General features: G+C 43.8%; 23 protein-coding genes. 10 read left to right on the forward strand and 13 right to left on the reverse strand.

Features of this window, described 5'->3' with window-relative positions; translation table 11 throughout:
• Window positions 1-215: 215 nt before the first annotated feature.
• Window positions 216-2,672, reverse strand: a complete 2,457-nt coding sequence (locus VEA_RS15875; RefSeq protein WP_012842297.1) for an ABC transporter permease — start codon at window positions 2,670-2,672, stop codon at window positions 216-218.
• Window positions 2,672-3,364, reverse strand: a complete 693-nt coding sequence (locus VEA_RS15880) for an ABC transporter ATP-binding protein (protein WP_005395482.1) — start codon at window positions 3,362-3,364, stop codon at window positions 2,672-2,674. Before VEA_RS15880 ends, VEA_RS15875 begins: the two co-directional genes overlap by 1 nt.
• On the opposite strand from VEA_RS15880, the gene tesA reads away from it, so the two are divergent.
• The 4 genes from tesA (at window position 3,363) to VEA_RS15900 (ending at window position 9,065) form a co-directional block, all read left to right on the forward strand.
• On the forward strand, window positions 3,363-3,965 hold the full coding sequence (gene tesA / locus VEA_RS15885; protein ID WP_005395483.1) for a multifunctional acyl-CoA thioesterase I/protease I/lysophospholipase L1: 603 nt from the start codon (window positions 3,363-3,365) through the stop codon (window positions 3,963-3,965). The genes VEA_RS15880 and tesA overlap by 2 nt on opposite strands.
• Window positions 3,966-4,047: 82 nt before the next feature.
• Window positions 4,048-5,247, forward strand: a complete 1,200-nt coding sequence (gene fabV / locus VEA_RS15890) for an enoyl-ACP reductase FabV (protein ID WP_012842298.1) — start codon at window positions 4,048-4,050, stop codon at window positions 5,245-5,247.
• 180 nt (window positions 5,248-5,427) lie between these two features.
• A complete protein-coding gene (locus VEA_RS15895; protein ID WP_005395487.1) occupies window positions 5,428-7,338 on the forward strand; it encodes a bifunctional diguanylate cyclase/phosphodiesterase in 1,911 nt (636 codons plus the stop codon).
• A gap of 71 nt (window positions 7,339-7,409) precedes the next feature.
• Window positions 7,410-9,065, forward strand: coding sequence for an ABC-ATPase domain-containing protein (locus VEA_RS15900; RefSeq protein WP_012842299.1), 1,656 nt, complete (start codon window positions 7,410-7,412; stop codon window positions 9,063-9,065).
• An 82-nt stretch (window positions 9,066-9,147) separates the two neighbouring features.
• On the opposite strand, the gene VEA_RS15905 is transcribed toward VEA_RS15900, so the two are convergent.
• Together VEA_RS15905 and VEA_RS15910 are read right to left on the reverse strand one after the other, a co-directional pair.
• On the reverse strand, window positions 9,148-9,768 hold the full coding sequence (locus VEA_RS15905) for a DNA-J related domain-containing protein (protein WP_012842300.1): 621 nt from the start codon (window positions 9,766-9,768) through the stop codon (window positions 9,148-9,150).
• A 203-nt stretch (window positions 9,769-9,971) separates the two neighbouring features.
• On the reverse strand, window positions 9,972-10,811 hold the full coding sequence (locus tag VEA_RS15910) for an isopenicillin N synthase family dioxygenase (RefSeq protein ID WP_005376329.1): 840 nt from the start codon (window positions 10,809-10,811) through the stop codon (window positions 9,972-9,974).
• A gap of 242 nt (window positions 10,812-11,053) precedes the next feature.
• Here VEA_RS15910 and VEA_RS15915 point away from each other — a divergent pair, with 242 nt between their 5' ends.
• Window positions 11,054-11,650, forward strand: a complete 597-nt coding sequence (locus tag VEA_RS15915; RefSeq protein ID WP_012842302.1) for a DUF2238 domain-containing protein — start codon at window positions 11,054-11,056, stop codon at window positions 11,648-11,650.
• Here the strand turns inward: VEA_RS15915 and cutA are convergent.
• From cutA to VEA_RS15940, 5 genes are all read right to left on the reverse strand, one after another.
• Window positions 11,612-11,944, reverse strand: a complete 333-nt coding sequence (cutA, locus tag VEA_RS15920; RefSeq protein WP_041853070.1) for a divalent-cation tolerance protein CutA — start codon at window positions 11,942-11,944, stop codon at window positions 11,612-11,614. The genes VEA_RS15915 and cutA overlap by 39 nt on opposite strands.
• Window positions 11,945-11,958: 14 nt before the next feature.
• Window positions 11,959-12,210 (reverse strand): hypothetical protein, encoded by a 252-nt coding sequence (locus VEA_RS15925; protein WP_012842304.1) that lies wholly within the window; start codon window positions 12,208-12,210, stop codon window positions 11,959-11,961.
• Window positions 12,194-13,903: an SgrR family transcriptional regulator gene (locus tag VEA_RS15930; protein WP_012842305.1), complete on the reverse strand. Its 1,710-nt coding sequence runs from the start codon at window positions 13,901-13,903 to the stop codon at window positions 12,194-12,196. Before VEA_RS15930 ends, VEA_RS15925 begins: the two co-directional genes overlap by 17 nt.
• Window positions 13,904-13,982: 79 nt before the next feature.
• Window positions 13,983-14,216, reverse strand: coding sequence for a DUF3389 domain-containing protein (locus VEA_RS15935; protein ID WP_012842306.1), 234 nt, complete (start codon window positions 14,214-14,216; stop codon window positions 13,983-13,985).
• 6 nt (window positions 14,217-14,222) lie between these two features.
• Window positions 14,223-14,657 carry a hotdog fold thioesterase gene (locus tag VEA_RS15940; RefSeq protein WP_012842307.1) on the reverse strand — a complete coding sequence of 145 codons (435 nt, stop codon included), beginning with the start codon at window positions 14,655-14,657 and terminating at the stop codon, window positions 14,223-14,225.
• 203 nt (window positions 14,658-14,860) lie between these two features.
• On the opposite strand from VEA_RS15940, the gene VEA_RS15945 reads away from it, so the two are divergent.
• Complete coding sequence (locus VEA_RS15945) at window positions 14,861-15,649, forward strand: M48 family metallopeptidase (protein ID WP_012842308.1); 789 nt, start codon at window positions 14,861-14,863, stop codon at window positions 15,647-15,649.
• 73 nt (window positions 15,650-15,722) lie between these two features.
• Here the strand turns inward: VEA_RS15945 and VEA_RS15950 are convergent, their stop codons facing one another.
• Window positions 15,723-16,751 (reverse strand): site-2 protease family protein, encoded by a 1,029-nt coding sequence (locus tag VEA_RS15950; protein WP_043884567.1) that lies wholly within the window; start codon window positions 16,749-16,751, stop codon window positions 15,723-15,725.
• Window positions 16,752-17,174: 423 nt separating this feature from the next.
• Between VEA_RS15950 and VEA_RS15955 the strand changes: the two genes are divergently transcribed.
• From VEA_RS15955 to VEA_RS15970, 4 genes are all read left to right on the forward strand, one after another.
• On the forward strand, window positions 17,175-18,419 hold the full coding sequence (locus VEA_RS15955) for an outer membrane protein transport protein (protein ID WP_012842310.1): 1,245 nt from the start codon (window positions 17,175-17,177) through the stop codon (window positions 18,417-18,419).
• Window positions 18,420-18,439: 20 nt separating this feature from the next.
• Window positions 18,440-20,848, forward strand: coding sequence for a VolA/Pla-1 family phospholipase (locus VEA_RS15960; protein ID WP_012842311.1), 2,409 nt, complete (start codon window positions 18,440-18,442; stop codon window positions 20,846-20,848).
• 134 nt (window positions 20,849-20,982) lie between these two features.
• Entirely contained in the window at window positions 20,983-21,192 is a 210-nt protein-coding gene (locus VEA_RS15965; protein ID WP_041853072.1) for a YgdI/YgdR family lipoprotein, read from the forward strand.
• Between the two features lie 289 nt (window positions 21,193-21,481).
• Window positions 21,482-22,039, forward strand: a complete 558-nt coding sequence (locus tag VEA_RS15970; protein WP_005395511.1) for a PhnA domain-containing protein — start codon at window positions 21,482-21,484, stop codon at window positions 22,037-22,039.
• Window positions 22,040-22,230: 191 nt separating this feature from the next.
• On the opposite strand, the gene VEA_RS15975 is transcribed toward VEA_RS15970, so the two are convergent.
• The 3 genes from VEA_RS15975 to VEA_RS15990 all read right to left on the reverse strand — a co-directional run bounded on the left by VEA_RS15975 (window position 22,231) and on the right by VEA_RS15990 (window position 26,089).
• Complete coding sequence (locus VEA_RS15975; RefSeq protein ID WP_005376351.1) at window positions 22,231-22,422, reverse strand: hypothetical protein; 192 nt, start codon at window positions 22,420-22,422, stop codon at window positions 22,231-22,233.
• A 278-nt stretch (window positions 22,423-22,700) separates the two neighbouring features.
• Window positions 22,701-23,720 (reverse strand): TerC/Alx family metal homeostasis membrane protein, encoded by a 1,020-nt coding sequence (locus tag VEA_RS15980; protein WP_012842313.1) that lies wholly within the window; start codon window positions 23,718-23,720, stop codon window positions 22,701-22,703.
• A gap of 626 nt (window positions 23,721-24,346) precedes the next feature.
• Complete coding sequence (locus VEA_RS15990) at window positions 24,347-26,089, reverse strand: bifunctional metallophosphatase/5'-nucleotidase (protein WP_041853073.1); 1,743 nt, start codon at window positions 26,087-26,089, stop codon at window positions 24,347-24,349.
• Window positions 26,090-26,165 lie beyond the last annotated feature (76 nt).

The raw sequence follows: 26,165 nt of genomic DNA on the forward strand, positions 1-26,165 counted from the left end.
AAAATTGCAAAAAAAGTACTTGACGACATGGTTAGGAAGACACTTTTTTATGCCTATGTGAATAACAATTTCACTGTAAGACCCATGGCGCAAAGCCTGCAGAAACACCCCACTTTTTACCCCATTTAGTTATCCCAAAAGTTATCCACTGTTTTTGTGGATAACTAAAATAAAAGTGTCATGGAGTGTTCCACATTTAATAACATTTGCAGTGATTAAGTGTTTACTGGCGTTAACAATCTTTTCAACAAACTCATTACGACAAGTGCCAACGTAACAAATGTTGCCAGTGGTAAAGCTATCCACAATTCGGGGTGAATTTGTGCGTTTAGGTCGAAGCCATATATCATTACCGCGGCAACACAAACTTCGGCAGCGAATACCGCGACACCGCTAGCTATCAACGCCATAATGCCGTATTCGGCCCACAGAGTTGTATTGATCCGTTTTTTACTTGAACCTAATGTGCGATACAAACGGATCTCCTGCTGACGTTGGGATAAGCTTAATCTCAATAGCGTAAAGATAAGTAGCACCCCCGCAACCACGCCTAAAAGAGCGAGAATAGTGATTGCCGATACGATTTGTTGAATCAAATCCTGGATTTTTTCGCCCATGGTACGAATATCTAAAACAGATACCGTTGGGTGAGATCGAGACATAGACGTTAATAGTGCTTCGTTCCCCTCATCAATTCTATAACTGATGAGGTAAGAACCCGGTAGATTAGCCATAACGTCGGATGAGAAAATAAAGTAAAAGTTAGGCTTCATATCACGCCATTCAACATAACGAATGGTATCTACTACCGCATCGTAGTTCTGGCTATTAATAACAAAGCGCAGTTTGTCACCAAGTTCGATGCCCAAGTCATTTGCTACATCGGCTTCTACAGAGACACTCCCTTTATTTGTCCATTCACCCGCAAGCACATCATTATACTCTGGCAGGCTGTTTCCCCACGTAAGGTTCAATTCACGACGTATTGCGTCAGAGCCTTCTCCTTCGTATTCAATCTCTTTGACGTTTTGACCATTAATCTCTGTCAATCGACCACGAATAATTGGATAAGCTTGTGACCGTGTAACCCCATTTTTATCTAAGGTTTCTAGGTAGCTATCGAGTTCGTAATCACCAATATTTAATGCAAAGACATTTGGTGCGTCTGCAGGTAAGGTTCTCTCCCAATCCGCGAGAATATCGCTGCGCACAAGCCAGATAATAGATAGCAGCATCAAAGACAACGCCAAAGCACCAAACTGCAGGCCACTGGTTACTGGCGTGCGGTTGATACGACTCAACGCAAGCTTCATGGCAGGTTGTGTTGAAATACGCGCAAACAATTTTGTGAGTGCGACGCTCACTGCAGCAAGCACAACAAAAAGTACTGCAATACCAATAAGAACAATCCAAACTAAGGTGTTATCAGCATAAAGCAAAAGTAATGGAACAACGGGGACTAGAACGAGCAACATTCGCTTCCAAGAACGTTGTGCTTTGCCCTGCTGTAGCACTTCTAAGGCTGGAGTTGTAATCAAACCCAACAATGGTATGCCAAGGGCAGGAACGGTGATCAGGACCGCTGAGATAAACGACACCAAATATGGAGTGACGCCGTAACTAGGTAATGGCTCGGGTAATAAGTCTTTGAGTGGAATGCGCAACAAGTACTCCAGCCCACTTCCCAACAATAACCCAACGACACTGGCGCTAATGAGCAGGATTGTGACTTGAATAAACAGCCATTTTTCAATCCATCGTCGACTTGCGCCAAGGCTTTTTAGCATCGCAATGGTTTGTGTTCGACTATTCACATAGTTTTGGCAAGTAAGAACCAATGTTGTCGCTGCCATAATGATGACAATCGCAACCGTTAGAGACAAATACTGCGTCGTTCGTTCAAAGACCTCATTGCTACGACTGGCAGTATCTTGCGTGCGCCAGCGATCACTAGGAGAAAGAACAGTATCTTCTTGCAGGCCTTTTAGCGTTTTATCATCGGCTTGTAGAAACAGACGGTATTGAACTCGACTCCCGACTTGAATCGCTCCTGTTTTCTCAACGTCTTTTTGATGGATGTATGCAGAAGGCATTTGTTGAAATGGGTTAAAGCTTAACCCAGGTTCCATCAGCACTGCACCTGAAACCGTAAAATCGGCATCGCCTATAGTGACGCTGTCACCCGACTTGACGTCTAGTTGAGCCATAATCCGCTCATCAAGCCAGAGTTGGTTCTCTTTAACGCGACCGGATGGGTTGTTGTCTAGTACCAGTTCTCCCATTAAAGGGTAATTGTCGTCCACTGCCCTTACGGAAATCAACTGCATACCATTGTCGCTAAATGCCATCGTGGCAAATCGTGTCATCGTCGAACGTTCTAGGTTTTCAGTCGAGGCTAACAACGTGTCAGGTATAGGATTAGCAGACACAAACACCGCATCCGCTGTCAATGCATCCTTCCCCTGTTTGACGATCACCTGCTCCATTCGCTCCGCTAATGCAGAAAGCGCAAAGATGCTCGCAATCACAAGAATAAGAGCAACGCTAATAGGCCAAAGGTTCCCCTGTCTTATTTCGCCGAAACTCCAACGTATTAGGCTTTTGTTTGACGAGTGTTTTATTGCACTGCTTCTTTCTGTCGATGTTGCTTCGCTTGATGATACTGCAGACATTACACCTCCTCCTTAAGCTCACCCGCCTCCATACGATAAATACGGTCACATCGACTTGCTAGGTGACCATCGTGTGTAACTAATATCAGCGTTGTTCCATGCTGCTCATTAAGATCGAATAAAAGCTCAATTACTTTGTCTGCGGTTTGATGGTCAAGATTGCCGGTAGGCTCGTCTGCGAATAACAGTTCAGGCTGTGTCATAAAGGCACGTGCTAGCGCGACACGTTGTTGTTCACCACCAGATAATTGACTTGGAAGATGATCGACACGTTTTTCCAATCCAACAGCGGTTAATAATTCGGCGGCTCTTGCTTCATCTTCGGCTTCACCACGTAAAAGACAAGGAAGCGTGACATTGCGTAATGCACTCAAGCTCGGGATTAATAAGAAACTTTGGAAAACAAAACCTAGAGAGTCAGCTCGAATTTTTGCGCGAGCTTCATCGTCAAGTTTTGATAACTCATGACCTAACAAGGTAATTTCACCTGATGTCGGTGTATCAAGGCCAGCTAACAACGTCATCAACGTTGACTTACCCGCACCGGAAGTACCGACGATGGCGATTTTTTCTCCTTTCCTGATGTCAACATTTACATCTTTGAGGATTGTTAATTGCTCTTGATTAGTAGAGACTTGTTTAGAAACCAAATTGGCTTGAACAATAGGTGCATTAAGTACAGGTGTTTGCATGATTCGTATACTTTCCTTAGTTCTATTTTTTTGTTTTTCCGCTACTGCACATGCGAGCGAAAAGCTACTTGTCTTAGGTGATAGCCTGAGCGCGGGCTATCAGATGCCGATCGAAAAGAGTTGGCCTAGCTTACTCCCTGATGCGTTGTCAGAACATGGTCAAGATGTAACAGTTATTAATGCCAGCATTTCTGGCGATACCACAGGCAACGGTTTAGCTCGATTACCACAGCTACTAACCCAACACAGCCCTGATATGGTGCTCATTGAGTTAGGTGCCAACGATGGCCTAAGAGGTTTCCCTCCTAAACTTATTACGTCGAATCTCTCAAAAATGATTACCATGATAAAAGATTCAGGAGCGGACGTTGTCATGATGCAAATTCGAGTGCCACCTAATTATGGTAAGCGCTATAGCGATATGTTTTACGATATCTACCCTAAGCTTGCACAACATCAACAAGTTACCTTGATGCCATTCTTCTTGGAGCATGTGGTCATCAAACCCGAGTGGATGATGGATGATGGCCTTCACCCCAAGCCTGATGCACAGCCTTGGATTGCTGACTTTGTTGCTCAAGAATTAATTAAACATCTCTAATTTTAATGGTCTAGCTCAATAAGTTTTACTTAACTTTACGTTAATCTATTTTCAATTCCACTCATCGAGGATAGATAACAACATGCGAATAGACCCTTTAATTCAAGGTGTTGTTGCTCGCTCTGCTCACCCATACGGGTGTCATGCATCCATTAAAGAGCAAATTGAATACGTAAAACACGCCCCGCAGATCAAAAGCGGTCCAAAACGGGTTTTGATTATTGGTGCTTCCTCTGGTTTCGGGTTAGCGGCTCGTATTGCCCTCACCTTCGGAGGTGCTAAAGCTGATACCATTGGTGTCTCCTTCGAGCGCGGGCCTTCAGATAAAGGCGTTGGAAGTGCGGGTTGGTATAACAACATCTTTTTTAAACAAGAAGCAAATCATGCGGGGCGTACCGCCATCAATATTGTTGGTGACGCATTCTCTGACTCTGTCCGCAATCAAGTGATTGAAGCCATTGAAACGTACTTTGAAGGTGAAGTTGATTTAGTCATCTATAGCTTAGCGACGGGTGTTCGACCTAAACCAGAGTCTGATGAGTTTTGGCGCAGCGTCATTAAGCCTATTGGTGAGCCTGTCACTGGCGCTTCAATTATGCTGGAAAACGATCAGTGGGTAGAAACCACTTTAACTCCCGCAACAGAGGAAGAGGCCGAAGCGACTATCAAAGTGATGGGCGGTGAAGACTGGGAAAGCTGGATTGATACACTGATTAATAACGACTCGATTGCACAAGGCTGCAAAACCATCGCGTTTTCTTACATGGGACCAGACGTTACGCACCCTATCTATCTCGATGGTACGTTAGGTCGAGCGAAAATAGATTTACACCAAACAAGTCACTCGTTGAATCTAAAACTTGCCAACTTTGACGGCGGTGCTTACGCAACAGTGTGTAAGGCGTTGGTGACGAAAGCCAGTGTGTTCATTCCTGCGCTAAGTCCCTACCTATTAGCACTTTATCGAGTGATGAAGGAAAAAGGTACTCACGAACGTTGTATTGAACAAATGCAGCGACTGTTTACCACTAAATTGTACGATCAAGATAAAGTGCCTGTTGACGGTGAACGCTTAATCCGAATAGACGACTTAGAGCTTGACCCGCAAGTACAACAAGAAGTCCATGCTCTTTTAGAGCAAATGAACGCCAATAACTTTAAAGAGATTGGTGATTACCAAGGCTTTAAAGATGAGTTTATGAAGCTAAATGGCTTTAACTTTGAAGACGTCGACTATTCGCAAGACATTTCTATTGAGTCGCTAAAATCGCTTAAACCTTAATGCTTGTTATCTGTTTCAAGTATGAGATATGTGATAACTATTCCTAGTCCTGAACACTTTTCAGGACTTTTTTTTGTTTCAAGCACCAGCCACCCTATACTTAATTAAAAACCGAGAACAAGATAGAGCAGTCTACATTTTAAATTCACAGGAAGTGAAACCACGTAAAGGATGACCTATATGGGGAGATTGCAAACATTAGATTATGAAATCCCTGAGTCTATGCAAAAAAGTTGGCAGGAAATCGTCAACTTACTGGCTCAAATAACGCACGTACCCACCACATTAATCATGCGTATCCATCCAGATCGTATTGAAGTCAACACATCCAGTGAAACTCAAGGCAACCCCTATCGTACCGGCGATACTGAACTGCTCGGCAACGGTTTATATTGTGAGCATGTCATTGAGCATAAGAGCGAACTCATGGTTCCTAATGCGCTCGAGGATGAAGAATGGTGCAATAACCCTGACATAAAACTAGGCATGATATCTTATTGCGGTTTACCGTTATTCTGGCCAAACGGAGAGACGTTTGGAACCATCTGCATGCTTGATTCCAAGAAGAATGAATACAGCGACACTTACCGCCAATTGCTCGGAACTTTCAAAGACTCAATCGAAGCGCAGCTCTCTGTCGTGTATCAGCAACACAAACTCCAGCGCCTTAATAATGAACTCAAAAATCGAGTTGAGAACCGTACTACGGACTTAGCGCAGTTGAGTTACTCCCTAACAAAAGAGATTGATCGTCGTAAGGCTGCAGAAAAACAAGTGAGCTACCAAAAAACACACGATCAGGGAACCGGATTCTTAAATCGCGCAGCACTGGAAAGTGTTGTCGGAGAAACGCTCGGAACGTTGGATCATAGTCAGCAATCACTGCTCGTGATAAACATTGGCTTTAGTAATGCTCGCAGTATCCAAACCCGTTATGGCTTTGAGGCCTTTGACGAGATATTAAAAGAATTTCGGTATCGCCTTGGTAAACGAGAATCGAGTTATTTTGTTACCGGGAGGCCGAGCTCGAATGACCTTGTATTACTCATTTGGGGCAACGATATTGATATGAAATTGCGTAAGCTACTGGATGATATCACCAATATTGGCTTGGGAAGCTTTTATATAAAAGACACAGAGGTTCACCTCAACTCTTATATTGGTGTTGTGCAAGCCCACCAAACCAGCAATGCCAAACAACTTCTTCAAAATGCATGCTATGCCATGCTGCTGTGTAAAGAGTCTGGCGAAGCGTATAGTTATTTTTGTGAAAGTCATTCGAATGAGCTAAACAACCACAATCAATTGGAAAGCTACTTATTGCAAGCGGTAAGAAATGACGACCTGATGCTGTACTTTCAGCCCAAAGTTCATCCCCATACTCACAAATGGATTGGCGCAGAAGCATTGCTGCGCTGGAGACACCCAATACTGGGAGACGTCTCTAACGAAGCATTAATACATATGGCTGAACAAAACGGACTTATTTTTGAAGTTGGCTCTTTTGTTCTTCGTACCGCGATAGACAAAGCTAAACAGTGGTCGGAGTTAATTGATAATTTCAAAATTGCCGTTAACGTCTCTCCAATTCAATTACAAAACGTGAACTTTGCGGAGCAAGTGCAACACCTACTCGAATCCTTTCACTTACCAGCACATTTTCTCGAACTCGAGGTGACCGAGAGCGCTTTAATTGCCGATGAAATCGTAGCACGCACAACGCTAAACAAATTGCACGAACTAGGTGTGACGTTGTCACTAGATGACTTCGGTACAGGGTACGCCTCTTTCAGCTATTTGAAGAAATACCCATTTGATGCCATCAAGATTGATAAGAGCTTTGTCCAGCAAATGGAAAAGTCGGACGATGATCGTGCGATCATTTGCTCTATCATACACATAGCTAAAAAACTGGACCTCCAAGTGGTTATTGAGGGCATTGAATCCCCCCAACAAGAGCAGTTTCTTATTGGTGAGGGTTGTGATATTGGGCAAGGCTTTCTCTATGGTAAACCGATGCCTTGTAATGAATTTGAGCAAAGTTTGTTTAATCAGCGTCTTTCAGGCGGACAATACGCCTACTCTTCCTAAGCATTCTCTTTACTAAGGTGGCGGTGGTTTCTATAATCGCCGCCCGCTTCTATTAAAAGGCCAATATCTTCATGGATCAGTTGACTGCCACGCTTAAGAAAATTGAAAAGCAGAACTACCGCGCTTATCAGCAAATCAAAGGTCAATACGACTTCACTGATTTCACTTTGTTCATCGATCACGTACAAGGAGATCCGTATGCTTCCGCGTCACGTTTTCGTGCAACTCGCGCCTGGTCCTTGACTGGTCTGGAATGGTTAAAAGACGAGTCCCCTGCTTTTCAACGAGCAGCACGTGATTTTATTGCGCGCAGTTTTGAGCTGTTTGCTAAACAAGAAAACTCCGTATCCATTTCATTGAATGGCCAAACTGTGTTGGATAGCACCGCAGTATTGTTTACCGAGGAAGGTATTGAACTGCGTTTTCGAGTTAACTTGCCTGCTGAAGGTCGTTCAGTGTTGGGGAAAAAAGCCAACAACATACTGACTTTCCATTTGCCTAAGTTTATCCGTCGAGCGACCTTAGAACGTGAACTCGACAAAGCAGCATTGATTGAGCATTGCCAAGTTGTTGAAGACCAAGACGCCCTGCGTGCACAGTTGGAAGCCAATAACCTAGTTGCGTTTGTCGCAAATGGCAGCATTCTTCCTCGAATTGCTGGCAACTGTGATCTCCCAATGAAAGAGGCGGTTGAGTTCAAGGCCCCTGAATCGCTGCAAGTGACTTTACATGCACCAAACAAAGGCCATGTCACGGGATTAGGGATTCCAAAGGGCATTACGCTAATCGTTGGTGGCGGTTTCCACGGTAAATCTACCTTACTGAATGCGATTGAGCGTTCGATTTACGACCATATTCCAGGAGATGGTCGTGAATACATCGTAGCTGATGACAAGGCAATGAAGATCCGCGCCGAAGATGGTCGATGCGTGCATCATTTGAACCTGTCGAATTACATCAACCATTTGCCAATGGGTAAAGATACAGCGGACTTTTCGACTCAAGATGCATCAGGCTCAACATCACAAGCCGCTTGGCTTCAAGAGTCTATTGAAGCGGGTGCGAGCACGTTATTGATTGATGAAGACACCTCTGCGACGAACTTCATGATTCGAGATGAACGTATGCAGGCATTGGTGGCAAAAGGTGATGAACCAATTACCCCTCTTGTCGATCGCATTGGTCAATTGCGAGATGATCTCGATATCTCTACCATTATCGTTATGGGTGGTTCAGGCGACTACTTAGACGTTGCCGACACAGTCATTCAGATGCACGACTACCAAGCGGTTGATGTGACAGAAAAAGCGAAAGAAGTGATCGCTCAGCACCCTACTCAACGTCATAACGAATCGGAAGAACGCTTACAAACCTTCCCGCCTCGCGCCCTGAATCGCGTTGCTTTGATGAATATTCTCACTGACGGTAAATTCCGTGTGAATGCGAAAGGCAAAGAGTCACTTCGATTTGGCAAAGAGTTTACTGACCTTAGCGCTTTGGAACAGATTGAGTCCGCTGATGAAGTCAACACGATTGGCTGGTTATGGTTCCAAATCGCTCAGCTTCCAGGCTGGTGTAATCATCCAGCGAAAGAAATTGAAGAAATGCTGTCTGGTGAGTGGCATGCATCGCTTCCTAAGCAAGGGGACTTAGCCAAACCACGCACACTAGACGTAATGGCTGCGCTTAATCGCATGAGAAAATCTCAGTTTAAGCCTTCATGCTAGTTTTGATACACTGATTGAGACAATCCAATGAAAAAAGGCAGCTAATAGTTAGCTGCCTTCCTTTATCTTTATTCATACCGAATCATTCGTTTCTCAGTACATTCCACGCTTCGCAAAGAATTCTAAACCTTTCTGCATCACCATTCTCTCTATCTGGGTGCCAACGAAGCGCGAGTTTTCGCCACTGCTTTCTAATTTCTGCGGGTGTTGCATCAGGGTTAAGCTCAAACAGTGAGAGTGCTTTTGTTTTATCCACACTGACTGTAGACGAACCACCAATGAATTTTTGATAAGTGGTCCAAAATTCATTCAACAATCGACGCACTTCATCTTCGTCCGCTTCGTAGTTGCGCCAATCCAGATAATATTCACGCAAAGGGTCGTTAATATCAACGATATGCCTCGAAGCTTCTAACGAAGACATCAGCTGGATATTCATCGCTTCAACTTGCAGCCAGGCATCTGGATAAAGCGTTTCTTGCAGTTGGTATAGCGCGTTCATGATTAAGAAATTTCTTTTGAATAAATCCTTATCAGGAGAATCATCCAATTTCGAAATGTAGCCCTGTTCACTCAACTTGCTTGCTAAGGTGTGAACTTTCCAATCGGAAGGCTGCTTTCTAAGAATTTCTAGCATTGGCCAAAGCAACGGGTTTTCTATTGCGTGAGTCTCAATACTACTGACCGTGCGTTGTCCTTCCATTCATCCTCTCTGTTTTTAATATTGAAGCATCACACTAATCTCAGAGAAAGCTGCTCATCTGTACTGGTAAAAATGCTTGCTGACGCGTGTTTCAGGCCCAATTTCTGTGGCACCGAATTAAGCGTGGGTATCATTTTGTACCATAAACAACAAAAGGCCGATAGTCATCAACCATCGGCCTTTGTAAGGAGATCACGTAAAGGTTAAATAACCCCTAGTTCACGTAAACGTTCCATAAGGTAGCTATGTGCGGTGTAGCGCTCTGACAAAACCACTTCTGGCTTTGGATGCAAGAACAACGGCAATGAAATACGCGACTTTTCTTGACGGCCACCCGTTGGGTTGATTACACGGTGAGTCGTTGAAGGAAAGTAACCGCCCGACGCTTCTTGAAGCATATCACCAATGTTGATGATTAAGTTTCCGAAGTCACATGGTACATCTATCCAATCACCTTCTTTGCTCTTTACTTGCAGTCCAGGCTCATTAGCGGCTGGCAGAACCGTTAGTAGGTTAATGTCTTCATGCGCAGCAGCACGAATAGCGCCAGGCTCTTCTTCGCCTGTCATCGGTGGGTAGTGAAGAACGCGTAGTAATGTTTTGTCGCTGTTATTGATCATTTCTGACAACGCGATAGAAAACTTCTCTTGAACGTCCTTAGGTGCGTACGCTTCAACCCAGCCTAATAGCTCCTGAGCAAATGCATTCGCCCGCTCATAGTACTCTAAGATTTCAGCTTTAAGTTGCTCTGGGATCTGGCCCCAAGGGTAAACATGAAAGTATTCTTTGATGTCTTTCACTTTGTGCCCTTTCGCTACTTCAGACACAGAAGGTGGGAAGTAGCCATCTTGGGTGTCTACGTTAAAGTGAAAATCATTCTTTTGATCTGAACAGAAAAACTCATGCCAGTTTTTGTAAATTGACTCTACAAGCTCTTGTGGAATCGGGTGGTTTTTCAACACACCGAACCCTGTTTCGCGCAGAGAGGTAACGAACTGTTGAGCAGCATCGTCAGCAAGATAATCGACAGTTTCCAGTTTCATGGCTTTACTTCTTTTTTATTAGACTGAATCACGGATTCTATGGATGGGCATGTTGTAAATCAAACTTTAATGAAAAGTGCACGCGCAAACGTTTTAATGTTGAGCAGTTTGGCAATAAATCAACATTTTTAGTGATCAAAAACACCATCAAAATAACAATTGCACACCGTTCAATTAAGTGTAATCATTACCCAAGTCTATGGAGTCCCACTGTAAGATAAATTGAAGGATCAAGTAACTCTATGAAAAGCACCTCGACACTCTTAGGATTGACGGTTTTTTATGCCATCGTGTTTTTATTTTCTGCGTTAGAACCTAACTCACGTGCCGTTTGGTTTGCAGAGATTATCCCAGCAATTGGTATTCTTGTTGCTATTTGGGTAATCTCGATTCGCTATCAATTCAGTAATACGGCTTACCTTTTAATGTTCATCTGGCTCTGTTTGCACACTATCGGAGCGAAATATACGTTTTCCGAAGTACCATTTGACTGGTTTAACGACATGATTGGTTCAGATAGAAACAACTTTGATCGCGTTGCGCACTTTTCGATTGGCCTTTATGCGTATCCGATAGCTGAATACTTGATACACAAGAACAAGTTCAACAAAACGTTCTCTTGCTGGTTTGCTTTGTTTGCGATCATGTCGCTTGCAGCAGGCTATGAGATTATCGAATGGTGGTATGCAGAATTGGCTGGCGGCGATGAAGGAATCGCCTTTCTGGGCTCGCAAGGTGACATATGGGACGCCCAGAAAGATATGTTGTGCGACACCGTCGGTGCAGCGTTGTCGCTGTTTTTAATGTCGGCTCAGCGTCGATTTTCTCAGCCACTCTAAATAAGGGTTAAACCCATCAACAATTGGAACCTGTACGATCTGTGCTACTTCATATTCGTGCAGGTTTTCTATTTTCTCTTCCACCAATTCATAGAGCTCTCGGCGAGTTTTGATCACCAGCAACCATTCGTTGTCAGTACAAATCTCCCCTTTCCACACATAGTGACTTTCAATAGGCATCGTTTGAATACACGCGGCTAATTGGGCATCTAGCAAACCTTTAATGATCTGATCTCGATTTTTTTCGTTGCTGGTTGTGCTTAACACCATGCAGTAGTCATGTTTTATACTCATTTTCTAGCCCTTCATTATTTCATTGTCACTTTGCCGCCAATCATTTTGTAAGCGGGCGTTCCTCTCACTAGGGTATCTCTTGCAAACTCTTGCCCGCAACTGGGACAGGTGCATGGGGTTTGTGTGAAATCGTCAACAATGCGCTCTTTGAAGCACTTGACCAGTGCGCCTTTTCCGCCTTTACGGTACTTGAATAGTTGAGTTTTACACTTTGAGCAATAGATATCGACGGTTTTCGTCGGCTGTTTCTTATTCGGTTTCGCCATGATTCATTTCTATATCAGGTTTTACCCATACGTTATTAAAGTCAAACCAACCTAAGGCATTACACTTTGCATTTTGTAAGGCGCCGCTGTGGTCTTTATTGACACCCAACCAGCAGTGAAACATCGGAATCACCTGACAACTTTTTACCAACTGACGTCCTAACTCACGTGCAGGGAAGTCTGGATAAACACCAGCACGCCACTGATCAACGAGCTTCGCCCATTCGCTAAAATCGTAACCAGAACTGAATTTCTCAATATCACTGTAATCCAGAAGCCAGCCAGCCAACGCGTCATTTCGATTCGTTGCAATACCCATGGCTTTCACCCAAATATCCACTTCCTCCGGTGCGGGCGGTTGAGAATCATAACGAATAAACTCGACCTCTATACCGTGCGGTTTTAAGAGTGTCTTGATGGCCTTGGCAACTACTGGAAACATCGGATGCTTTTTCTGATACGCTACGGAAATCACCTTATCAGCCTGCGGCACGCTGCCCGCCTCTGCTGGCCTAAGATCAATCCAACCTGGCTTAAGGCCAAAGGCTTGCAATACACCCAATTCCATCACTTTATCTTGAGGAACATGCGCGTAAATCTGGTGACTGTTGAGAGTTTGTGATAGAAATTCTGCCCAGCGTGGGTCTTTTGCAATCCCGGTGTTTTTGTTTAGTAATAGAAATGTACAGCCAGGATCAAGCTCGACCTCATCAGATGAACCTTGTTTATCCATCTTTGGCTTAGACAAGCTTGGATAGACCATTGAAGAGTACGCTTCATCAATTACCCACACCTCAACTTGGTCCAGCAAGGGACGAAAGCCAAAGTAGCCATCAAAAGCAGTCAAAATGAGACGCTTATCATCATTCATTTTAACTTGGAACGGCCCAGTCCCTATTGGTTGTCTATCGAAGTTTTCTGAACGCAAAGCGCTTGGTAGCAAAATTTTTGCTTGCGACTCACTCAGCGCCAAAGGCAGGTAGCGATCAGGACGGACGAGTTCAATATCGACGGTCCATTCCTGTGGTGAAGATACCTTTTTTATATGAGAAAACAGGTTCAGGCTACTTAGTGCAAGCACACTTTCAAGTACACAACTGGTTGATAACGGTTCACCATTATGAAAACGCACCCCACGACGAAGATAAAAACGCCAGTGCGTATCAGAAATGGCTTCCCATGTGTGGGCTAAATCTGGCTGAAGTTGTTCATTTTCATCAAGGCGAGTTAGCCCGCTAAAAATTTGTCTGGCGATGTGCTGTTCAGAACGCCGCATCGGTTTCTGTGGGTTTAACATCGCCAATGGTCGATAATATGGCAAACGTACCACCTGTTCGCCCTGCCGATGCTGAAGCCCTAAATAACCCTGAATAACCTGCGTTAATCGAGCCGCGTCGTTATCAAGCGCATCTAGAGCTTGGCCAATTTTCCCTTCGTCAAGATAACGTCTGGCGAGGTTTTCACTGACATCGCTACGGTTACGTTTGAAAACGAGTTTTGAGAGTTTTCCCCGACCCGCCGCTGGATGCCACTCAATCCAGCCCTCCTCTTCTAATTTATTGAGAACAATACGGGCATTGCGACGTGTACAAAACAGCGCTTCGGTAATGTCTTCGAGCTGAACGTCCGTATCGTGACCGGCGAATTTTTCAAACAGTGTTTCGAACTGAACACGTAAACGAGGGCTACTCATAAAGAGGAAATTCTTATCTTATTGTTGATAAGCTAAGTTTCCTCATTTTTATTAAAAAGTGCAAACGTCACGCAGTAAATTATTGAATATCGATGCCAATTTCTCGTGCAAGATCGGCAAGTTGTTCCTCATTATCCAGCTTCATAGACCATTTACACTCTGCACCATGAGATAAAACAACGTTCGCTCCTCTACCCAGTAACTGGATAGAATCGGTTTGCGCTTGTAAGGTCACCATTGCACTGCCGGAGAGCTTAATCACGATTTCACGCTGGGTAGCAATGATTTTTCCTAATGAAAACTCAATCACCATCTTGCTTTATACCGACTTCGTTTTATGTTGCTTCACTGCGATAGTTAAGCGACTGGTACACACTAATCGGCCTCGTTCATCAGTTATGTCGATTTGCCACACTTGTGTTGAAACGCCAAGGTGTACGGGTTTTGCCGTACCAATCACATGACCACTTCGCATTGCACGTACATGGTTCGCGTTGATATCCAAACCGACACAGTAACTCCCCTCATCGACAGAGAAATTTGCAGCTAAAGAGCCTAATGTTTCTGCGAGTACAACAGAAGCGCCACCATGAAGCATTCCTAAAGGTTGATGAGTAAAACTACATACAGGCATGGTTGCTGTAAGGGAGTCATCCGTGAAATCTGTGTATTCAATTTGTAGGTGCTCGATCAGGGTATTTTTTGATGTAGCATTCAGAATCTCTATGCTAACGGGCTTTTTCCATATACTCATTGTTTTACTCTTAATTTCACAAATTGGTTTGTCGGATTGTAACGATTTATTAGAGAGCTAGCATAGACTTTACTTAGGTCTAACTTCAAGGTGTAACATCTTGGCCTCCTTGCCAGTTGATGAATAATTTGATCCATGCATCGTGTTACTATTTGGGTATATACTATTGCTTCAAAACAAAAATAATTTAGATGGAGCCTATTATGAAGGTATGGATGAAAGCCTCTGCTCTTTTAACTATCGCGGGCTTAACGGCATGTAGCGCATCACCGACCGGCCGTAATCAGATCCTGATGTTTTCAGATCAAGAAATGTCATCGCTTGGCGCCAAATCTTTCGAACAAATGAAGAAAGATATCCCAATCAGCAAAGATCGCAAAACGAATGCCTACGTACAATGCGTTGCCAAACACATCACTGACACCATCCCTGCGCAAGCTGGATTTAAAGATTGGGAGGTGGTTGTTTTTGATAGTGAACAAGTCAATGCGTTTGCTCTACCTGGTGGGAAGATCGGCGTTTACACCGGGCTTTTAGGTGTCGCGAAAAACCAAGATCAGTTGGCAACAGTCATTGGTCACGAAGTGGCTCACGTCCTTGCTGACCACAGTAATGAACGCCTTTCACAAAGCCAGTTAGCAAATGCGGGATTGTCTCTGGCAAACGTTGCTATAGGAGCTTCCGAGTACAAACAGTATCAGCAAATGACGATGGCGGCACTTGGTGTCGGTGTCCAATACGGTGTTATTTTACCATACGGTCGTACACAGGAATCCGAGGCTGATATTGTCGGGCTTGAGTTTATGGCAAAAGCAGGCTTCGACCCACGTCAAAGTGTCGATTTATGGAAAAATATGAGTGCTGCATCCGGTGGTTCTCAACCGCCTGAATTCTTCTCAACTCACCCATCGCACAGTACGCGTATTAAAGATTTACAAGCAACCATAAATAAGTTGCCTGCGTATAACGCGAAAGCGCCAAAATGTGGCTAAACTTCTGCTACCAGTGTCTATTTTTCGCAAAAAAGCTCCCTAGGGAGCTTTTTTAATGGGTATAAGGAATAGTTTAAGTACCCAGTATCTGTAGTGGCAAGCTCAACAGGCTATCTCCAAGGGTAGCAAAATACCAAATGATAGCGACAAAACCACCGACAGAAACCAAGTACCAAGCAAGTGAGAAGAGTTGTCCGTAACGGGTTAACGGCAATAAATGACTATGATGTCGACCTCTCCATTCCATGACCACTTCTAGCATCCCCATTAACAATAAAAACCCTAGCAACGTCAGCCCGAAAGAATAGCTGATAAAAATACCCAAAAAGGCAGCAGCTATACTGCCGACTAATCCAACCCAAGTGTTCATCGAGAAGGTAATACTTTTGAGTACATGACCACCATCTAGTGGCAGAATAGGCAACAGATTAAACAGGTTTAGTAACGCGTTAAACACTGCTAGGCCAGCGAAGAGCACCTCTCCAGTCATCCAATAAAGCAAAGTAAACGCGATGCTAAGAACTAAACCAAAAAATGGTCCCATAATCGAGATAACCACATCTTGCCAGCGTGTGTTGATCTTTTCATCACTCAGCGCTAAACCGCCAAGAAATGGAATCAAATAGATGCCCTTGGTCTTCATTCCAAAGTACTTCATCGCTCTAATATGGCCATACTCATGGAAAACTAAACAGGCGATCAAAGCTAACGCGAACTCGATAGAAAATAGCCAAGAATATGCAGCAAGACTTGCAGATGCTAGCGCCACTTTGATTACTTTCGCACTCTTGAGTGCTTTCATTCCAAGTGATACTAGCCCTATCACACTTAAACGCTTTTCCGTTGGCGGCTCAACTTCTGGTACTTGGCGTTCGATGTCTTTTTCATTTCGGCAACCTTCGCTAATAAGCTCATCGTTAATTGTGACCTTGTAACTCAATTCAAACGGTTGCCATGTTAATGAACACTCCAAATGGCATACCAGGACTTCCTCCCCTGCAGAGAGTCTAAACTGGTGAAGGCAAGTGTCTGCAACATTATCACTGGCATCTATTTGGGACACCAAGGTGTTATCCCAATATAACTGCTGCCAACCAGCCATCGATCCTTCGAGCCTTAACGAACGACCTAAAAATTCAACATTCAGTAATTCCAACACGATTCCTATTGCGTCTATTGAATAACAACAAAGCGAGGCGCGAATTATGCCTGCTAAGTACAGAAACGGCAAAGCCCGCTATCTCTCGGTTTGAATGCCATTTAACCATAAAGCCCGTAAAACAATTCTGGTCGTACCATTCTCTTAAAAAATATAACGATAATACATGCCCTTACGAATCACCGTTTGACCTATGCATCATATTTAAAACGCAAAATACGCTCAAACTTTGACAAGTTATTAAACATACAATTAACATTACATTTACATCACAGTTGTATTTCACGTATTAACAACTGGTGTAAGTATCACACAACAATTACAAGGACTTCGGTCCAACACTATGACACCCTAGGAGGGTCAAGGATGAACAAGAAGCACTGCTCTCTGCTTACAATTTCGATATTGTTTGCGTGTAATGCCCATTCAGCGGGCTTCCAGGTAGCTGAGCATTCAGCATCTGGTCTTGGTCGAGCATTTTCAGGTGAAGGAGCGGTCGCAGACAATGCCAGCGTTCTTGCACGAAACCCAGCAGCGATGACGCTTTTCAAAGAAGCTCAATTCTCGGGCGCGTTATCTATCATCGATCCTGAAGTCGATGTGTATGACACGGTTAACAAAGAACATGCGAAAGATGTTGCCCCTTTACAAGTCGTGCCAGCGGGTTATTACATCAGCCCTATCAACGATAACTGGGCTTGGGGTATCGGTATGTTCACAACATACGGTGTTGCTACTGATTATCCAGATGATATTTCTGCGGGTGACATGGCGGGTGACACTTCCCTACTTTCAGTAAACATTAATCCTAATGTCGCTTACCGTATTAACGAGTCTTTCAGTGTCGGTGGCGGTATCAACCTAGTGTACGCGGAAGCGGAGCTGACTCGTCACAAAGGCGCACTCGCCCGTATTTTAGGTGGTAATAAGTCCGATAACCTTGTCGGCATGGAAGGCGAAACTTTTGCTTGGGGTTGGAATATTGGCGCTTTGTACGAGCTAAATGAAAACAACCGTTTTGGCTTTGGTTACCGTTCTAAAGTTGATCTAGATTTTGACGACGGTGAGTTTAGTAGTTACGACTCAGGCCGAGCTCCATCACCAAAAGTGGATGGCCGTTTAAAAATCTCTCTCCCTTCAATTATCGAATTATCGGCTTTCCATCAACTGAATGAACAATGGGCAGTACATTACGGCTGGCAACAGACCGATTGGAGCACATTTAAAGAACTGAAAGCGACGAGTCCTCAATGTAATGATGGAACTGCTGGTCAATGTTTCTACAAACCAGAGAAATACGAAGACAACAATCGTTATTCTATTGGTGCCACTTACACCCTCAATGCGGATTGGACATTCCGTGCGGGCTTTGCATACGACGAACAAGCAGGTGAAGCCACATTGAGCATCCCTGACAGTGACCGTTTTTGGTACAGCGCGGGCCTAACTTACGCAATGAATGAGAATTTAACTTTCGATGCAGGCTTTGCACTTGTTAAGAGTAAATCAGGCTCTTTCACCGAGACAAATGCTCAGGATGAAGAGATCAAGTTCGACTCTGAAGGTACTGCTTACATCAGCGCGGTACAGATGAACTACACCTTCAAATAATGGGATTACGGAGTAAACCAATGAAACACACGTTTAAATTATCAATGCTTTGTTCTGCAATCCTTCTTGCTGGTTGTGGTGATAATACATCAAGCTCTGGTACTTCCGACAAAGTTCAATTTGAAGATGAAGTCCAAGCACTGCTCGACCGTGGAACATCTATCAGCTTTACGCTTCAAGGGGCGAATGCGGATGTACCTGCGCCCTCTTACTTATTAATGGACACAACAGATGGCACGCTTGGTCTGCCAACTGACGGTGATGATGCCTTAACCAACCCTAGAGCCTCGATGAATACGATGGATGGATGGTCAACGTCTATGCCAATCGTTCTGAACTTTAAAGGCGATGGTTTTGCAACGGGTATGCTGCCGTCTGGTATTAAAGTCATCAAGATTAATCAACGTTTGACCGAGTGGGATGGTAAGTCTAACCCAATCGAAGAAGTTCTCGTTCAGAACCAAGACTACGTTGTTCAAGCAAAAGGCAACTCTCTATATATCCAGTTCATGGATGCGCTTGATGAGTCAAGCGAGTACATTTTTGCAGTAACACAAGATGTTACTGACGTGAATGGTGAGCCAATCGGTACATCAGCCAGTTACGCGACAGGTAAATCGAAAGAAATCGTTTATGAAACTGGTGCTCTTGCTTCTATTCAAGCGGTGACACAAGCGGTGGAAGGCATTTTTGGTCTAGCTCAAGTTAACCCTGACGACATCGTTTACTCCTCATGGTTCAGCACTCAGTCTGTAGGTGATACTTTGGCGGCGGTTAAAGGTGTAACCGCAACCGGTTTCTCAACGGGTGCAAATACATTAAACGCGGTTTACAAAAACGATGCGAACGAAGGTTCAGTAGATTTATCAACAGCCTACACAATGACACTTGGTGCAACCCAAGACTTTAGCACTGCGCTAGACTCTGACGATGACTTTAGTAAGTACGTTAGTGACCTAGACGCGGCAAAAACGGCAATTAAAGGCCTTTATGCGAAGTCAGGTGCCGATGTAAATGTGACTCAAGGTGTGGTCAGACTGCCTCATTATCTAGAAAAAGGGGCAAACTGGAACATGCAGCCAATGGTATCTGCGATGCCAAGCCTAGCGAAGCTAAGTGCAGCACTGGCGGATCCGAACGAGCAAGCGAACATGGTTCAGCAGCTATCAACTGGCGTTTTCGCAAATAACCCTGTTGACGTGACAAAGCTTGCAACCGATCCTACAGAGCAGCTAAAACTGGTGGGTGCTAAACTCACATTAAGCGATGGTACCCAACTCGACAGTGAACGTATTGTGACTCGCTACTCCCCAGTTCCAGTCGTTAAATCGGTAGAAGATGTCGAAGTACTTGTCTTCACACCTAAATCTGGTGTCGCGACCGACGTTGTGATTTATCAACACGGCATCACTTCAGCAAAAGAGGATTCATATGCCTTCGCGTTTAATATGGTGAAAGCAGGTGTGGCTGTTATTGCTATCGACTTACCTATTCACGGCACACGTAGCTTAGATGAGCAACGTTCAGCTAATGCTAATATCTTGGCGTATCTAAATCTTTCTAACTTGGCAATCGCTCGTGATAACCTACGCCAAAGTGTACTGGATGTATTGGGTTTACGCGCGAGCTTAGTGGTATCGGCGCAAGGTGGTCTGTTGGCAGAAGGGCCTCTGCAAGGCTTTAACCCAATGACGGGTTCTAAAGTCAAAATGTTAGGTCATTCACTTGGCGGTATTGTGGCTACATCTGCCGTGGCAGCAGCAAATAACACGCTAGGTAGCCCCAACGCAGATGCACTTTACACATTTAGCTCTGCTTCTGTACAGAACTCTGGTGGCCAAATTGGCAATTTGTTACTAGGTTCAGAAGCCTACGGCGCTCAGATCAGGCATAACTTAGCATATGCTGCGTCTGCAGACTACGCGAGTTATGCAGATGCGTCATGTACACAATTGGAAGATAAAACGTGTTACGAAGCTTTTGAGGCCGCAGCAACAGAAACTCAGTTAGCAACACTAGAAGCTGGCTTCTCGCAGTTTATCTACGCGGCACAAACCACGCTAGATACCGTAGACCCGTTCACAAACGCGTCAGATTTAGTTGCTTCTGGTTCACTAACAACACCATTCCTGATGACCGAGGTTGATGGCGATGGCAATGTACCAAACAGCGTTCCAAATGCACCGTTTGCCGGGACTGAGCCTCTAGCAGCTAAGCTAGGTTTAACGACCGTAAACAGTGCTAATACAGCAGTATCTCCAATGGCAAGCTTTGTGCAGTATAACGCTACTGCATCGCACATTACGTTTGTTTCTCCAAATGGCACACTTTCTGATATTGATCATCACGTTGAGATGCAAATGGAAAACACTGACTTCTTAATGGATGACACTTTAACGGGTGTGACTAATACTTCCGTTCTGAAGTAATCGTATTACCTCTCTTACCAAAGCCCAGTTTCGACTGGGCTTTTTCGTTCTCTATCATAAAAACCGTCCCGTATATCCTTTGCTATAGTTAAATCGGTGCCGTACCTAACTTACTTGTTTGAAAGGAAAACTCTATGCGCATATTCACTATAATGGCCACAGCTTTACTTCTTGCTGCATGCGGAAGTAGTCAATATCTTATGTCGACAAATGAAGGAAAAATTATTACTTCTTACGGTAAACCAGACCTTAACGAAGAAACGGGTATGTACGAGTATGAAGACATGGATGGGAAAGAAATGAGCATTTCAAAAGATCAAATTGTGCAGATTATAGAACGCTAGCAATATGCCCTCTATATTTTTAGAGGGCCCTACCCACACTTCTGAGCGCAGTCAATACTCCCAACGAACTTCTAACTTCCTCAATAAATGAAGCAACCAATTCATCACCCAAAGCAATCAATGCATTTTCTTATATACAGGTATTATTTGTTTAGCGAATATTTTACATCTTCACCCTAATCAGGTTGGAATATTGTAAAATCTCGGCTTTAATTCGCTAACACCCTTTTATTTCTCAGGATAAAGTGGATAATACCGCCACAAAATAACATTACTAAGGTGAGTCCTTATGTCTATTGAAGCTACTCTGCTTGCGCGCTGCGAGTCAAAATGTGAACTGTGTTCTTCTGAATCTCAACTAACAGCATACGCTGTCCCACCTCACGGTAACGTGACCGTTGATACTGCTATCATGGTTTGTGATAAGTGTCTGGGTGAGATCGATGAGCCAAAAGACATTAACCACTGGCGTTGTCTAAACGAAAGCATGTGGAGCCAGGTTCCTGCAGTACAAGTGACAGCATGGCGCCAACTCACTCGCCTAAACTCTGAAAGCTGGGCTCAAGATGCTCTTGACATGATGTACATGGAAGAAGAGCAAATGAACTGGGCGATGAAGGGTATGTCTGATGATGACAAAACGCTGGATTGCAACGGCACTGAACTTAAGAAAGGTGACGATGTAACGGTAATCAAAGACCTACCAGTTAAAGGCACTAACCAAGTAATCAAACAAGGCACAGTGATCCGTGGTATCAGCCTTGGTGATGATCCGAAACTGGTTTCGGGCAAGGCAAATGGCGGTCAGTCAATGTACGTGATCGCAGAATACTGCCGTAAGAAGTAATATCGTATTACTCTACAAGTCAAAACGGGGCACTATTAGTGCCCCGTTTTCATTTCTAATGAACACCAATTTGGAATAAGCTCCTCTACTCCGGTATTGACTCTGTATAGAGTTCTAGCTCCGTTATTCGCGTTTGAGCAGCTAAAAAAATACCGGCTTATAAGCCGGTATTTTCATTCATTATTTCAAGATTAACGGTACATACCGATATCTTTTTGAATGTGAGCTGACAAATCTTCCGCATAGTAACTGCGTGGTGCAGTATTATCTACGAATAGAATGTCTAGTAAGTGAGCAATCAGTCCTTTGAAGTTAACCGCGTAGGTTTTCTTATCCATAGAGGTTGGTAAAGCTACATTTGTCATTTGCATTGCTTGTGCCATGATTGCCTCTCTTTAAAGCAGTAGTCTGTTTTGTTGGTTGTATATTAGTCAGTTTCTTATTGTTTAAGAAATGACAAATTTTACCCATTCGGATTATATTATCTAATAAAACAAGTCCATTACAAACATCAAAAATACAAATGAATAATAACAGCATAAATAGTCATAAACTGTCTAATTATGTTGAATAACTTAACGTTACCTGCATAAAGCCATCTCGACTAACAACATATTTTTAACATTAAGTTTCGTTATTTATTTTATTTTTAGCGCTTTACTTATATTTTTTGATTAGTAATTTTAACGCTAGAGCGACTGTTCGACTTATTTTTGAGGAGCGATGCCACAACCGCTGATGTCATCACAACGATTAAGAATGTGAGTGACCACGTTGTCGGAATCTCATACTCTGTTCCCACCAATAACATCTTTACACCGATAAACATCATGATCACCGATAATGCTGGTTTTAAGTACACAAACTTGTCTAACATCGCTTGCAGAACAAAGTACAAAGATCGCAAACCCAACAGTGCAAACACGTTCGCGGCTAAGACTAAAAATGGCTCTCGTGTTACCGCGAATATGGCAGGTATAGAATCCAGTGCAAACATTACGTCCATCACTGCAATTACACCGACTACGATCAGCATTGGTGTTGCCACCCACTTACCAGCTTGCTTTAAGATTAAGTGATTTCCTTGGTAATCATCCGTAACTGGCAATATTCTGCGAATAAACTGCTCAGGGTATGGGTTAACCTCTTCTGCTTCACCTTTGTCGCGAGCAAGCTTAATACCTGTCCAAATAAGGAATGCGGCAAAGAGGTACAACACCCAGTGGTACTGCGCAAGTAACTGAGCACCAACCGCAATCATGATAGCCCGTAGAACTAACGCACCAATCACGCCCCAAAGCAGCGCTCGCGGACGCAAATGCTCCGGCACACTGTATTGTGCAAAGATGATGGCAAACACAAACAAGTTATCCACGCTTAGCGACTTCTCTAGTAAGTAGCCTGTTAAGAATGAAACCGTTGCTTTATCGTTCGTATAAGTGCTGTGCGGTGCGTAAAAGTCCCAGAATAAATAGATAGAACCTGCAAAAACAAAGGCAAGTAAGAACCAAAAAACACTCCAGAGGATGGCTTTTTTCATCGTTATAACGCCACCACGCGTTTGATAGATATCAAGCGCAACAAGAACAAGCGTAAAAAGACCAAAAGCGCCATACATCGCTAATGACTCTTGAAGTGGTGCCGATTGGCTCAATTGGGTGGTACTTTCGATAAGAGACATGCTTCCTCCCATGGCGGAAGGACATGAGTTTGGTGACCTTCCGCAGACAATAACAACAAGCAGTCACATAATAATCATGTGCTGCCAGTCAATGAATGCGTTGGTCTCGTTGAAGTGTCGGCGTGGATGAATCACGCAACACCTTTACTTACCGGATAAGCTGATGCTTAACGAGATGACGATAAGTAAACTTGCGCTAACTACTCCCCAAACGCCGCAATGATAACGCCGAATGTCACGCTTTCCAACAAAAAAACTTTGTCCAATCGAAATAAAATTCTTATTAAAAATCAGAAAGAAATATAAAAAGAAAGGAATTGATTCAACCACGTGAACTTTTGTTATTAGGTGTAAAGAGCAGCAAGTGACTCAAGGTGATACATTTAGGAGTCAGAGCGTTGTCTTTGAGAACATAGACACAAAAAAGGAGCATAACTGCTCCTTTTCTAACTTCCGTGTTATTAGCAATTCAAAAGCCGCTCAAAGGTACAAAGTAAACTAACGTTGACCAAATTGCGACCCAAGCAACCACCACTGCCGTATCTGTCCAATCTTTATTCCACATACTGCCACCCTCATCATCGCATGTAGCAATTGAAGGACAGCAAAATCGATACCAATATCTACTATCTGTGTTGCTGTGTATAAAGTTTGTGACTTTGATTCAAGCAGCTTGGCTCATCGGTCAGAAGTTCAATAAAACAGTCTGCCATGGATAAGTTGGTTACACGCCCCTCGCCTTTCATCTCCAGTAGCGCATCGTAACCTTCTTTCCCTTTCATGGTATAAGCGGAGGAAGTGCCTCTATACCAGGTGTCGTCTTGAACGTCGACCCATTGTTGACCATCAAAAATTGCTAATGACTGAATTCTTTCACCTTTAGGGGCATCAGCTCGGTACTCAAAGTTTAAATTGTAAGTGTATGGATAACTGCCAGAGCCAGTACCTTCCACATCATTGTTGAGTGCATTGTTTATGGCGCCTTCAAGTGCTCGGCGAATAGCACGGCCTTTTACGTCGTAAAAGCCGATCGGAACGGCAAAAGGCAACAACCGTCCGGCAATATCTGCCACTGTGATGTTGCCAGGATTCAATGATGTTCGCACGCCACCCGCATTATGAATCGCAAATTGAACCTCATGCCCGCGTTTATTTAGGCTGTACAAAAATGAACGAGCAACAGAAGAAGCCAGCTCGCTCTCACCAAACTCATCTGGGATTCGCACATGACGCTTTTTGGTGTCAATACTAGCAATGACTTGTGACTGTAACTGTCTTACCCGAGGGATGTATTTATCACTTAGGATCGCTTGAGTCTCTGGGTGTTTCTTACAGACCACCACATTAGGTTGACCATGGATAAAGTCACACGCGGTTTCGAATACGCCTTGGTCAAGCTGTTGATTTAGTGTCGAGTCCCAAAAAATACGTCGGCCAAGTAACAGTTCATTTTGACCACTCAGCATGGTTGCTTTGCCGTTTTCATCAAATTCAATGACGCAGTGCCCCATAGTCAAAGCATGAAAGCCCGCTTGCACAACGTAGGTATCTTTTACTTTGACACCATAAGGGTCATCTTGCCCTAAACCTATTGATGAGAAATCGCCTTGCAGTCGGTGGCTATGTCCACCAACAATAATACCAATCCCCTCAACTTGTTCAGCCAACTCTAAATCGCCTTCATAACCTAAGTGGCTCAGAAGAATGATATTTTTAATACCAGAGTAGTGAATTTGTTTTACGGTCGCCTTAGCAGTTTCAATTGCAGACTTAAATGGCGTATCTGCATCTGGGTTCGCGATATCGCTCATTTTATCAATGGATAATCCGAAAATCGCAACCTGCTCACCATGAAACTCTTTGACGATGTATTGTGCGCTTTGTGTCTCCGTTTGATAGCTATACACATTGTTGCTATCGCTGACTCGGTGAGGCTTTTGAAGCGATTCATTTGATAGATCCCAGTTACCAGCAAGCAATGGAAACTGAGTGCGTTGACAGAATAAGGCAACAGGTTCATTACCCATATCCAGTTCATGGTTGCCTAACGCCATCGCATCAATCTTTAACGCATTCAACAGATCGGCGTTGGCTTTACCTTTAAATAATGAGAAATAAAGTGTGCCTTGGAAACAGTCTCCAGCATGGAGAAATAACATCCCATGCCCTTGACGTTGAGCGTCGTCTCGTAGCTGCTCTACTCGGGTTGCGATGCGAGAAAACCCGCCAGCACTCACGTATGGCTCTAGCGTGAGTTCATTGTTGATCTTAAGCTTTAACTGTAATGACGTTGGCTCAAAGTAGGAATGTGTGTCATTGATGTGTGCCAGTTTGATTCTCACTGGCTTATGATTGTTATTCATCTTCATCTTCTCTCTTTTCATTCCTTATAATAATAAGAAGTGAATCATGACAGAATCATGAATTTTATGAAACTGTGATTTT

Origin of the sequence: Vibrio antiquarius (assembly GCF_000024825.1) — a bacterium.
Classification (GTDB): domain Bacteria; phylum Pseudomonadota; class Gammaproteobacteria; order Enterobacterales; family Vibrionaceae; genus Vibrio; species Vibrio diabolicus.